The organism is Nocardia sp. NPDC057668, from assembly GCF_042799795.1.
Taxonomy (GTDB): domain Bacteria; phylum Actinomycetota; class Actinomycetes; order Mycobacteriales; family Mycobacteriaceae; genus Nocardia.
Window position 1 is genome coordinate 626,822 of record NZ_JBHVIC010000001.1, and the last position, 12,527, is coordinate 639,348.

At 65.6% G+C, this 12,527-nt stretch carries 9 protein-coding genes; 3 read left to right on the forward strand and 6 right to left on the reverse strand.

Annotated features, from left to right (window positions below; genetic code table 11):
- Positions 1-8 precede the first annotated feature (8 nt).
- Positions 9-458 carry a DUF4279 domain-containing protein gene (locus tag ACFVBH_RS02980; protein ID WP_378999226.1) on the reverse strand — a complete coding sequence of 150 codons (450 nt, stop codon included), beginning with the start codon at positions 456-458 and terminating at the stop codon, positions 9-11.
- Between the two features lie 217 nt (positions 459-675).
- On the opposite strand from ACFVBH_RS02980, the gene ACFVBH_RS02985 reads away from it, so the two are divergent.
- Positions 676-1,164, forward strand: a complete 489-nt coding sequence (locus tag ACFVBH_RS02985) for a hypothetical protein (protein WP_378999228.1) — start codon at positions 676-678, stop codon at positions 1,162-1,164.
- Between the two features lie 558 nt (positions 1,165-1,722).
- Here the strand turns inward: ACFVBH_RS02985 and ACFVBH_RS02990 are convergent.
- Positions 1,723-3,513, reverse strand: a complete 1,791-nt coding sequence (locus ACFVBH_RS02990) for a hypothetical protein (protein WP_378999230.1) — start codon at positions 3,511-3,513, stop codon at positions 1,723-1,725.
- A 357-nt stretch (positions 3,514-3,870) separates the two neighbouring features.
- Between ACFVBH_RS02990 and ACFVBH_RS02995 the strand changes: the two genes are divergently transcribed.
- The gene (locus tag ACFVBH_RS02995) at positions 3,871-7,806 is read left to right on the forward strand and encodes a hypothetical protein (RefSeq protein ID WP_378999232.1); all 3,936 of its coding nucleotides are present in this window, start codon (positions 3,871-3,873) and stop codon (positions 7,804-7,806) included.
- 5 nt (positions 7,807-7,811) lie between these two features.
- Here the strand turns inward: ACFVBH_RS02995 and ACFVBH_RS03000 are convergent, their stop codons facing one another.
- The 4 genes from ACFVBH_RS03000 to ACFVBH_RS03015 all read right to left on the reverse strand — a co-directional run bounded on the left by ACFVBH_RS03000 (position 7,812) and on the right by ACFVBH_RS03015 (position 11,385).
- Positions 7,812-8,924, reverse strand: coding sequence for a serine hydrolase domain-containing protein (locus ACFVBH_RS03000; protein ID WP_378999234.1), 1,113 nt, complete (start codon positions 8,922-8,924; stop codon positions 7,812-7,814).
- A gap of 229 nt (positions 8,925-9,153) precedes the next feature.
- On the reverse strand, positions 9,154-9,975 hold the full coding sequence (locus ACFVBH_RS03005; RefSeq protein WP_378999237.1) for an SPFH domain-containing protein: 822 nt from the start codon (positions 9,973-9,975) through the stop codon (positions 9,154-9,156).
- Positions 9,976-10,155: 180 nt separating this feature from the next.
- Positions 10,156-10,629 carry a hypothetical protein gene (locus ACFVBH_RS03010; protein ID WP_378999240.1) on the reverse strand — a complete coding sequence of 158 codons (474 nt, stop codon included), beginning with the start codon at positions 10,627-10,629 and terminating at the stop codon, positions 10,156-10,158.
- 111 nt (positions 10,630-10,740) lie between these two features.
- Positions 10,741-11,385, reverse strand: coding sequence for a hypothetical protein (locus ACFVBH_RS03015; RefSeq protein WP_378999242.1), 645 nt, complete (start codon positions 11,383-11,385; stop codon positions 10,741-10,743).
- A gap of 395 nt (positions 11,386-11,780) precedes the next feature.
- On the opposite strand from ACFVBH_RS03015, the gene ACFVBH_RS03020 reads away from it, so the two are divergent.
- Entirely contained in the window at positions 11,781-12,320 is a 540-nt protein-coding gene (locus ACFVBH_RS03020; protein ID WP_378999244.1) for a GNAT family N-acetyltransferase, read from the forward strand.
- Positions 12,321-12,527: the final 207 nt, after the last annotated feature.

Below are 12,527 nucleotides of genomic sequence, written 5' to 3' on the forward strand. Positions count from 1 at the left end.
CTGCCTCATCAATCTTCGGGCGGCCCTGGTGGATACAGGTCGAGCACGATGTCGAGTCCCAAGGCGGCGACATCGGCAAGCAAGTCAGCGGGCAGCGCGCAGCCGCCCTGACCGTTCTCGCTGCCGAAGCCGAGAACCAACTCCATTTCGCAATCGGCGGACAGGTCGGCCAGCTCGTCGCGGCATCCGTCCAACATGTCGACCAGCGTCCTGACGTGGTCGGCGAGATCGCTGTCGTTGGGCAGTCCGCTGCGCCGCAGCCAGAGACTGTTCTTGCGTCGAGCACCGGCCGGATGACAGGGACTAACCAGGCTGCCTTGCTCGAACTGTTTGTCAGCCACGATCCCCAGGCGCGCCGAGATCTCGCCCGCGGTAACAGTCAGACTCGCCAGACGAACCAACCCTGCCGACCATTTTCTGTCGTCTGACTGTGGCTGCACCTGTAGTTCCTCTGACACGGCCTCACCATCGCAGACGGGCCTGAACTAAGCGAACCCATTTATCAGGCTGCCAAAGGGGACTCTCGAGCTCGGGTGTTCGCTCGGCCGTCGAACGCACTCAACTGCCGCATACCGCGCTGACCGAACCGGCCAGCGCCGGCCGGGCGAAGGCAGCAGGCCGGGCCGATCCGACACCGACCAAACGCACCATCGTGCCGAGTTACGTAGGAACCCAGTGGTGTTCGCGTGCGAGTTCGGCGACGATGGTCACGGTATGAAAAGCGATGAATGCGGGTTCCCTGACCGCTCCGCGATCGAGGAGATGTGGCGGCAGGTTGTCCTCGGTGCAGTATCTCGCGAGATCGCCCACGACTGGGTCGCCCCCTGGATCGAAGACGACGACCCGCAGCGGTTCTGGCCGGCCGATGAGATGGTCGAGGCGGGTTTGATGTACCTGCACGGTCTGGACATGACCCAAGATACTGATCGATCGAACGTGATCGGCCATGGTGGACCGGGCCTCTACGTGCTGTCCGAGTCCGAAGTGGCTGAGAGACTGAGTCACTGGCTCGAGATGTGCCGCGAGTACGACACCGATCCGGTGGGATTCCGCAGGCGGGCGATGCAAAGAGCTTGGGAAACCCCGGAGTACCAAGGGAGCGCGAATCACCGGCGGTCGGGCGCAGCCACGGGTCGTCCACGGGCGACTCACACGAATCCGTGATGGGGTTGGACGCATGACTGCTGGGGTGGGCTCAGGTCATCGAGGACAACCTCGCCGAGTGAGAGATCGCGATAGATACGTTCTTCCGCCTGCTCAACGAGTTGGTTGCAGCACGCCGACAACTGCGGCGCGGGATTTGGACTCCTACTGTTTTCGAACGACAGGTGGCGTATCCGTTGTTCGGCGGCGCGAGTCCAATGGTGAATCTGGAACCGATCCACCGTTGTTGAACACCTGGGATCGGGCCCGCCGCGTATCGGTATGGTCCTTGGGATGCGACTGTCCTTACTCGCCGTGGGGTGGCGCGAGCCGGACCACGCCACAGATGCGGTGATACCCGAACCAATGCAGCTCGGCGACGTACTGTCCGCGATGTGGCAGATCGGCGTCATGTTAGAACCCTGGGCCGAGGAACTGCGTTGCCACTGCCGACCAATGGACGGTGCGGTTCATCACCGAACACCCCGATGCTTACTCGGCGAAAGAGCAACGGTCCGAGTCGATTCGAGGTCGACGGACATCCGCTTTCTTGCGCTGCCGGATCTGTTACAAGAGCGTTCAGTGGCGGCGCTCATTGGGCAACGGCCGGCGCGGACTCAGCGCGACGCCATCGCGCAGAACCGTCGACGGGTCGCAATCCGCGACGACGACCCGCCGTCCCCGCGAACCCGATTCCACCATCACGAACACCGTCGGTGGAAGGTTCTGCACAACGGGAGGTTCGACCCGATACTCGTGCACGGGGCGGGCGGTCCAGCCGGTGCTCTTGGACTCCGCCGAGGATGAGCCTGTCGACACAGACCTGCCCCAAGCCGTCGGTGTCGGCGAAGGGTCGAACGAATTCTTGATCAGTGTCGGTACTGCCCCGCCCCCGCTGTCGGACACATCGGCGCTCGTACCTCGGGACGTGCCGACCTGCTCGGTGAGCTCGGACAGCACGAACTTGAATCCCACGCCGACGAATTCGGCGGCGATCGCGGCCTCGTGCGGGTCGGCCAACCGCATGAAACAGGTGACGCCCGATCCGCCGAGGAAGTCGCGTAGATCCTCGCGTAGGTGCTCGATCAGCAACATCAGCCGCACTCCGAGACGACGAGCCTGCCGGGACAAGGCATCGAGGTCGCTCAGCCCGAGGCCCGCCACACCCGCGACGACGATGACATCGGGGTCTACGGTGGCCCGGATGCCCAGGTACGAGACCGGGGTGACCTGCAGTCGCATGTCGTGCAGCAGCCGATGGAACACCAGCAGGTCGAGGAACTCCTTCCGGCGGCCATCGGTGACCTCGTTCGCCACGATCGTGAGCTCAGCCGGTGGCCACAGCGGCGCGAACGTCGCGGCCGCAGGCTCCGCGGCCGACGATCGGCCGGCGGCGAGCCCGGTTAGTTCGGCCAGGAGATCCAGTTCATCGGTGGTGATCCGTTTTCCGCCGGATGTGTGCCTGTAGGTGGTCAGGTGCGCGAATTCGTTGTCCGAGAGCAGGTCCTGCGTGTGCGGATCGTAGGTCCCGCGCAGCACACCGAGTCCGGCTTCGATCCGTGCGAAGGTAAGCGGGAATTCGAGGTGTGCACACACCGCAGCGACCGAGCGCAAACCCGAACTGCGGGTTCCGATTCCCGGGTTCGGGACCGATTCGCGCAACGAATGCACCGCGGCCGACACCAGTTCCGCGACCTCCTTACCCGAGAGTCCATGCAGCAGGCAGTCTGCGCCGGTCCGCGGCGTCCACGTGTCGGGAGCACCGTTGTCCGTGCGAGCGGTGTTGTCCGAGAACGCGAATGCTCGCACCGAGTGCCCACGAGCGCTGGCATGCGACCCGAGGTCGTTCGCGACGTGATTTTTGCTGAAGTCCAGCACCAGTGCCCGTCCACCCGCGGTGAGCAACGAAGCGCACATGGTCGTCACCATCGCCGACCAACCCCGCTGCGTCCCACCGAACACATCGAGCCGTGCCGTGCCGTTCGCCGGAGACACCGGGAACCACACCCGTGCACGCAGGACGCGCTGATACTCGGCGCGATCATGGGCGGCAACCTGCGCCACCCAGCGCTCGTGCGCGGACTCGAACGATGCCTCGTTCGCCTTCCTCCGCCGCCGGAAAAGCTCGAGCCGGATCAGGTAGATGCTGTACATCAGGACCAGCGGCACGGCCGGCAGCGCGACGAACAACCCTTCGTAGCCCGGTTCCCCGGGGTCCGCGGGATAGGCGTGCTTGCCCCACGCCGGAGGCCAGTAGAACCACGTCATCACCACGGCGACAATCCAGCCCGCCGCGGCCCCCGCGATGGGGACCCGCGACGGAATCAACTGTGGGCGATCGTTCAACAGCGGCGAAGCCGACGGCTGCACGGGGGGAATGAACTCCCACCCCAACGGGGCCGGTGGAACGAACAGCCGAGTCCCCGCCTCACTGCACAGGGCGTCCCGGTGCGGTGGAGTCATCGAAGCGTTCACGCGCACAACCTCTTTCCTGGCTCCGTTCCACCGGTTACGAACCGGCGGAGAACTCGATTTCTAGGCCTGGAAGGCATGCGCGAACTGTATGAATGAGTCCGCTTCGCGATCGAGCAGCAGCCCACCGGAAACGATCGAATTCGCAGGTCACGGACGTGGTGTGAGTTATCCGGAACGGAAAAATGGGTCCCGCTCGAGCCGGATCGGACGCGAATGTTCTAGGCTTGGCACTTCGTAAAACCAAGGGGTGTAGTGGGTTCCACGACCACAGGGGCCGGGCGGTCCTCGCGGGTATTGTTCGCCGAACGGCTCCGCCAGCTCTATTCCGCGGCGGGCAATCCGACGCTCGAACAGCTGGCAGCAGCGGCCAACACTCGCTTTCCGAAGGATTCGCGCCAGTACGAGGTCTCCAAGCAGCGGATCAGTGACTGGCGGTCGGGGAAAAGCGTTCCTGCCAAATGGGATCCGCTGTATCGCGTGCTGTTGGTCCTGATCGACAAGGTGCCCCGCGGGGCGGGGGTCGACGCGAGCCTGCTGCAGATCGGCCGATGGCGAGACCTGTGGAAATCGTGTGTGGCCGAACGAGCAGTCACCCCCGCAGACACGGACAAGTGCCCCTACCCGGGTCTGACGCAGTACACCGTCGCGGACACCGCGCTGTTCGCGGGACGCAGCGCCGCGACCGTCGAGCTGGCCGAACTCGTCACGGCGAGCCCCGGAATCGTGGCGTTGGTCGGAGCGTCCGGCGCGGGCAAGTCGTCTTTGATCCAGGCGGGCCTGATCCCGGCACTCACCGCTGAGAGCTGGCAGACACAGGTTCTGAGCCCGGCACGGTCCACCCGCGAAACCCTGCTCACGCTGGCCTGGGAAGGTGAGCACCGGCTGCTGGTCATCGACCAATTCGAGGAGCTTTTCAGCGCGCTCACCACGGAACCCGACCGCATCGCCTACATCGAGGCGCTGCACGCACTCACCGAACCCACCGCCGGAACACCGCCGATCACGGTTCTGCTCGCGATCCGCGCCGACTTCTATCCCAACTGCATGGAACACCCCATCCTGCTCACCGCACTGGGCACACGCAGCTATCCGCTGGGACCGATGACCCGGGACGAGCTCGAGCAGGCGATCGACCGGCCGGCCGAGGTTCACGGGCTCACCCTCGAACCCGGACTGCGCGAGCTGGTTATCCGTGAACTCGGCAACATGAACTACGGGCGCGCCGATCACCAGTACAGCGCGGGCCTGCTACCACTGCTGTCCCACGTCATGGCCGCCACCTGGGAACAGCGAAAGGGCCGGGTACTCACCTTCACCGGGTACCGCGCGGTCGGCGGCATCTCGGGATCGGTCACCGCGACCGCCAACCGCGCCTGGCAGTCACTCGACCCCGCACAGCACCAAGCCGCCACGGCGATTCTGTACTCGCTGGTCAATGTCGGACACGACGGCAGGGACACCCGTCGAGTCCGGGCGATCACCGAGATCCCCGACATCGACCGGGCCGAGGTTCGCGCCGCACTCGACACGCTGGTGCACAGCCGCCTGATCATCATGGACGAGACCTCGGTGTCGTTCACCCATGAGATCGTGCTCGAAGTCTGGCCGCTGCTGCGTGAGCTGATCGACAAGGACCGCGCCGCCCATCTCGACCGCCAACGACTCGAACTCGATGCCACGGAATGGGCTGAGGCCCAACGCGATCCCTTCCTCCTGTATCCCCGGCCGCGGCTGGCCCTGCTGCTCGAACACACCGAGAACGCACCGATCACCCCTGCGGCCCGCGAATTCCTGACCGCGTCCGCTACCGCCCATCAGCGAAGCCGGCGACGTGAACTGCTGCTGCGCGGATCCGCGGTAGCAGCGGTGGTGGTGCTGCTCGCGTTGTCCTCGCTCGCCTACTTCCAGAGCAGGCTCACCGCCCAGCGCGAAACCGACAGGCTCGTCGCGGACATCCTCACCACCGCCGACGGCTTGAACACCACCAACCCGTCGCTCGCCGCCCAGTTGATCCTGGTCGCTGATCAGCTACGCCCCCATGACCCCGCCATCGAAACACGAATACTGCGCACGCAAACCTTGCCCCTGGCCACTCCCCTACGCGGGCACCAGGACGTGGTCAACGATGTCGCGATCGATCCGAGTGGGGCACTGATCGCCTCGGCGGGCGCGGACCACATTGTCAAGCTCTGGACTGCCGCACAGCAACCGCGAGAGTTGGCGTCCTTCCCGAAGGACGACGCTGCCATCACCGCGGTCACCTTCATCAGTAGTGAAATCCTGGCGGTGGGAACGGATTCGGGACTCGTTCGGCTCTGGAACATCAGCGATCCGGCCCGGCCCGAACCGCTCGGCGCGGCCTTCGCGAGCGGAACAGCGAACCTGCGCCTGGCCTACAGCCACGACCGGCGCACCCTGGCCGCCGCCGGCGCCGACCACACCGTCACCCTGTGGAACCTCACGAACCCGACCACTCCGATCCGGCGCGAGGTCCTGACCACTCCCGCCCCGGTCCGCGCACTGGCGTTCTCTCCCAACGGGAATCGCCTCGTCACCGCGAGCAATGACGCCGGCGGCCCGACCCTGTTCATACCGACAACAGCCGCCGGTGTCAGCTCCTCGGTGCTGGTGTGGCGGCTCGACCGCCCGGCCGCGCCCGTCGCGATTCCCGTCGAGGACTCCGCACACCGCGTGGACGCGGTCGCCTTCAGCCCCGACGGTTCCACGGTGGCACTCGGACACGGTGGAACGCCCGTCGATATGGGCATGCTCACCGAGGCCGGCGTGCGGTTGTGGTCCCTGACCGATACCGAAGCAAAAGCGTTGGGACCCTCCGTCTCACTGTCGGTGCGCTCGGGCCTGTGGTCGCTCGCCTTCAGCCCCGACGCGCGCACGCTCGCGATCGGCGCCGACGATGGCGCCCGGCTCTGGAACGTCGCCGATCCGGCCCGGCCGGTCGCACTCGGGCCTGCCCTGCGCAACGGCTTGAACACGTGCCCGGACCCTTCCGGAATCTGTCTCAGCGGATCGCGGTCGCTGAAGTTCACCGCCGACGGGCGGCACCTGATCGCCGGAGATGCCAGCGGCATCGTCCAATATTGGTCACCCCCACCGGGTTTCGTCGGCGGCCTGACCACGGATCTGATTCCCTCCATGTTCGATTCCGCGGGACAGCGCATGATCACCGGCTGGGATGGCAACGAGCTCCGCGTCTGGGATATGTCGGATCCCACCGTGCCGCGCCAGCTCGGAACCATGCCGGGCGGTTCCGGAGAAATCAGTTCCGACGGACGCATGATCGTGGCCACGCCACAGGGCCGCCAACGACCCGTGCAGCTCATCGATATCTCCGACCCGGCCAGATACCGGGTCCTGCATGAATTCCCCGAGGCCTCCTCGGCGAGTTTCATCGCAGGCTCCCGCCTGGTCACCGTCGACATCCGGTTTCGCGACGACGCGATATTCAACGTGACCAAGGTGCAGTACTGGGACATCGCGAGCCCCGAAAAACCACGTCTGCTCGGCACACCGGTCTCCGAACCCCTGTTCACCGAGAAAGCCCTCGGCACGGTCTCGAACAGCGACGGGAGCCTGCTGCTGTCCGGCGGGCAAGATCGCACTCCCGCCGGTGATCTCGAGGTCGTGGCCAAAATATGGGAGGTCACCGACTCGGCCCGGCAGCGGGAAATTCTGCGGATTCCGAGCGATGCCTCCGCGCCCATCTACAAAGCGGCCCTGCCCTACGATCAGCGCACCGCGATCACGGTGACCCGAAAAGCCATCCAGCTCTGGGACGTCAGCGATCGCGACAACGTCGCCAAACTCGGTGCGATCGCTCCGCCCGACGGCGTCACGGTCACCAACGCCGACATGACCCCCGATGGGCGCCTGATGGTGATCAGCGGCTCGGATGGCAGCATCCGTCTCTACAACACGCAGGACCGGTCGAATCCCACCGCCATCGGGCCATCGCTCGTGGATGCCGGAGTCGTCACCGGGATGATGTTCGCGGGAATGGTCCCCGCCCGCGGGTTCGTCGTGGGCGTCGGCCTGCTCAGTCAATTGCTGGTACTCGACCTGAATCCCGCGACCGCGGTGGAGCGTATCTGTCAGGTGACGCGTGATGTTCTCACCCCCGAGGCCTGGGACGCCTATGTTCCGGGCCGGGCTTACGATCCTCCGTGCTGACCGGCTCAGAACGCGCAGAACACCCGCTCCAACGCGGCCGCCAGGTGAACGACGGTCGGCGAATCCGACAGCAGGTGGTACTCGTTGGCGACCAATACCACCTGCTTGTCCCCGGAATCCGAAGTGGCCACGCCGCTGAAATACCCCAGTACCGCACCATATTTCACCCATACGGGCCCGCAGGCGCTGTCCCAGCGATAGATTCCCATCCCGAATCCGGTATCACGGCCCTGTTCGTGAAAGGTGCTGCGCAACAGTGACAGCTGCGCCGGCGCGAGCAATCGGCCATCCTGCTGCGCTCCCGCGAACACCGCCAGATCATCGAGGGTGGACACCATCGCCCCGGCGGCGCCATGGATTGTCGGGTTCGATACCGTCACATCTCGCACGAGAAAGTACCCGCGTAACCAATCCGGCCCAGCCTCCGCCGAGCGCGGGAAAAAGGTGTGCCGCAGCCCCAACGGCGTCACGATCCGCGACTGGATTTCCGCTTCGGCACTGTGCCCGGTGGCCGCTTCGATCACCATCGCGGCCAGGACGAAATCGGTATTCGAGTACACCTGCTTGACTCCCGGCTCCGCATACGGAGGTGACGCGGTGGAGATCTCCACCAGCTCACGGGGCTCCCAAACCCGGTGGGGGTCCGCATCGGCCGCGTACAACGCCGAGAAAGCCGGATCCCGGTCGTAGGTCACCATTCCGGAGGTGTTCTCGAGCAAATGCCTTACTCGAATCCGTTCCCCCGCATGGCCGTTGCCCCGCACGACTCCGGGGAGCCAGCGCTCTACGGTGTCATCGAGGGACACCTTGCTTTCCGAGATCAGTTGCAGGAGAACGGTAGCCACGAACATTTTCGTGATGCTCCCGATGCGCACCGGCGCACCCGGATCCGCCGCGGTTCCGGCGACGAGATCACCCACCCCCACACCCACCCGCTGGACCTGCTCCCCGCGTCGAAGCAGCCCGATCGCCCCCGGGTACCCCAGTCCGCCCACACCCTCATCGAGCGCGGCCCGTAGCACCTGCGCCGCGTCGTCCATGGGGGCCGCGTGGGCCGAATTCGTCCCTGCCGCACACGCACTCACGACAATCGCCATCCCGGCCAACGCTCGTTTCATCGGCTGATCTTCGCACCTCGGGCCTCGCCGAACACATCGTCGGTCGCACAGGTGGATAGCGGATTGTCATTGCTGCCAAGGATGAGAGGCGCCGGGCTCCCCGCCGGTTGCTCGGTTCGGGACCGCGCAGTGATCGTCGAACGTAGGCTTCCGCCGATCTCAAGATGCTTTGTCTCTGAGGCGATCCCGCGAACGGCATTATGCGGGGCGGCCCGGGGCGGCAGTCGTGTCAGCCACCCGGGGTGATGTTCACACCGACACCGTTGGGCACGGGAACCACCTGTACCTTGCCGTCTTTTATTGCTTGGTACAGGACGTAGCCGTCGGGTCCGAGCACCGCGACCAGGCTCCGGATCGCCTCCAGCTCGGTGGTCACCCGCACGTTCTCCTCGCCCTGGGCTCGTGTCGCCTCGATGGCGCGCTGGGTATCGGTCAGTGCCGCGCGTACCGGCTCGGGCGGGATCGGCTGCTGAATGGTCAGCTGCGGATCACCGCAGTCGCCGGTGGATCCGGGGGTGTAGACCGGACTGCAGAAGAACGCTTCGCCGCCCTGCTCGGCGATGTACTTCGCGAGCAACTCGCCAACCGCGCGCTCCCAAGTGCCCTTGGTCTCGGCGCTGGTGTACAAATCGCGCCAGGCAAACGCCTTGGTGGCGTCGTCGAGTGCCCGTTCGAGCGGATGGCCGATGTAATCGCGCAGCATGCGGACCCAGCCGTCGTACTCGTATGCCTCGTATTTGATGCCGATGCGTTCGTGGAACTGCTGCAATGTGTCGCAGTCGGTCTTGAGGCTGAAGGTCACCAGGCCGGTGACTTGAAGCTCGAGATCGTCCTTGGACACCACGGTCGCCTGGCCGATCTCCGCGTCCTCGTTGGCGGCGAACTCGAAGGTGCGCTGCCCGGCCGGGTAGAGGTAGACCTGATCGCCGGGACCGTGATACTCCCGGCTGCCGGGAGAGACGCAATTGGAGAACGTGGTCGCGCTGAAGGCCCCGGCGTCGTATTCCAGCCCCGCCTCATCCGGGTTCGGTGCCACCGAACAGCCGGTCACGAATACTCCGATAAACAGCGCACCCAGAATTGGTGCCCACCAACGTTTCCGCCCCATAACGCTGAGTATGAGGCGATCAGAAGTCGCTGTCCACCAACTATTCTATTCCGCCGGAAGGGTGTTGGCCGAGTCCGTCGAGATGCCGATGTGGCGGCTCGAGGCGATGTTCAGCGTCGAAGGTCAACCGGCGGTGTGCGTCTGGTTCCCGCGGGCGTCCGTGCCCTTCTCTGCGCAGAAGTCGAGGCGGACGGCGGACAGGTAGTGCGTGCTTTGGAGGTTGATGCCCGCGGGCAGTAGGAGCTTGTGGTCCGGCGGGCTGAGAACCTCGGCAAGTTCGTGGATCGGGTAGCCGAAGAGGTCGTAGTCGCCGAGAGCGACCGGAACGTCGGCGGCCCAGTCCAGGCCATACTGCCGCTCGATGATCAAGTGTCCCAAAGTCTGCTCGGCGCACTCGATGCAGGAGTAGGCCGTGACCAGAATGCCGTCGTGGACGAAGGAGATGGTCCAGTGCGCTCCGCACATCCACCCGCCGACGTGGACGTCCGCCAGGGTTGACGCCGTCCACTGCGCTGAATGCTCGGTCATGCCGAATCGCAGGACGCCCGCGTTCGCCGGGAGGGCAAGGCCGGTGCCGGGCAGCAATCGGAAGGTCACTCGAATAGTCTGCCTGCTCAGATGGTTCGGACCAATGAGCTACGAACGTCCGCGACTGCGGGAATCCGTGTACCTCGAAGGTTTGATCAACAGCTCGCGGCTGCGGGGCAATCAGTTGACGATGCAGAACGCTGGAGAATGCCAGGCGTACGCGCACAGCGCCCCGGTCACAGCCATGCCCACCACCGCGCCGGCCAGCAGACTCGACGCTCGCTTTCCACTCGACCTCGACACCGGATCCACTGGCCCGGAGCGGTTCTGCATCCGCGCGACCCCGGCGGTGTGAACAAGTGCTCCGGCCCCGAGTGCTGCTGTCGCGGTCCACACCGCGACGACCGCAAGACCTTCGGCCACCGGCGGGATCCGGTCCACGTCGAGGTACGGAGTGAACGTCGCGATTCCGCTGTGCTGCAACACAAGCGCACCGAACAACAGCCACAACACCACTGCCGACCGCACTCCAGGCCGAACCCGCCCACCCGGAGAACTGCTGCGGCGAGTGCGGGGCACGTCCGCCTCGGTGACGATCACCGCCAGCACCAACGCCGCCCCCACCGCGGCCTCGACCAGCAGAATCGACCTCGTGATCGCATCTCCCGCAGGAGATGGCCAGCACGGTGAAAGATCAGGAAAAGCACGCATCCCGAACCCTGATCCCACGATCAAAACACCCGCCCCCACACCGAACAGCCCCCGCCGCCAACGCAACCACCCCTGCCCGCTACGGCCTTGCACGACTTGCTCCTCGCCCGTCAATGTCCGCCCCCTCCGGTCTCGCTACCGCACCCACCGGCCCAGCGAGGCACCGCATGATCCACGCGGCCGCCTTGGCGACATGGGCCATCTCATGCCGGCGTCCGTGCGAGTACTGCAAGCCTCGCTCGGCCAGCTGCGGAGCAAGCTCCGCCACCAGCGCTGCCGAATAACGACCAATCATGTAGCTCAACGCATCTCGCCTTCACCTGTACCAGCGCATCGATTCTCGAGCCACTTTGTAACCGAACGCACCGACATGCCGCGTGGCGTGCTGACCGAACAGGCCTGAGGCGGCGAGATCGATCGCTCCCCAACGACATCCGCTTCTACCGACTACACGGCGACGCCGAGAAATCGCTGTAGGACAAGACGATTCGAGCTGGCAGGATGGGTCGGTGAAGTGGCCGCTCCCCCTGTCCCACGACCGCCTCGACGACGGTGCGGTGTCGTTGCGGTCTTACGAACCCGGCGACGCCGAAGAGCTGTACTCGGCGCTGTGCGACGACCGCGTGTGGGAGCACATACCGCGCACGGCGCCAGCGGATTTCGGCACACTCGACGCGGACATCGGGGCCGCCGTCGCGTCGGGGACGTGGTTGACATTCACGGTCCGCCGGGAGCGAACCGTGGTCGGCAGGACATCGCTGATCTGGGATCCCGCCGAACCAGGGGGTGTCGAGATCGGGGGAACCCAGTTCACGCCCGCAGTGTGGGGCACCGGGATCAACGGGCGGGCCAAGACGCTGTTGATCCGTGAGGTGTTCGCGAACGGGGCCGAGTGGATCAGGTTCCGCACCGACGAGCGGAACCTTCGGTCGGCGGCCGCCATCCGTAAGCTCGGCGCGACCGACCTCGGCGTGCGTCAGGACACGATCGTTCGCCGGGACGGAAGTACACGGCGCAGCCGCTTCTTTCGCCTCGATCCACCCGAATAGTCCGCGCGCCGGGTCGCATTCGACCGGTCAGGGTTGGCACCGTCCTGCACGCCGGGCAGCGCCCGCCGCACAGCCCCAAGTGGTCACCCACACCCGCCCGTCGGCCTGTGCCGGGCGAACCGCCCGTGATCACCTCGGGCGCCTACAACCGCGCAGACCGCGACCCCCAAAGTGCTGTGCGTGAAGACAGAGCCCGGCCGGCACGGA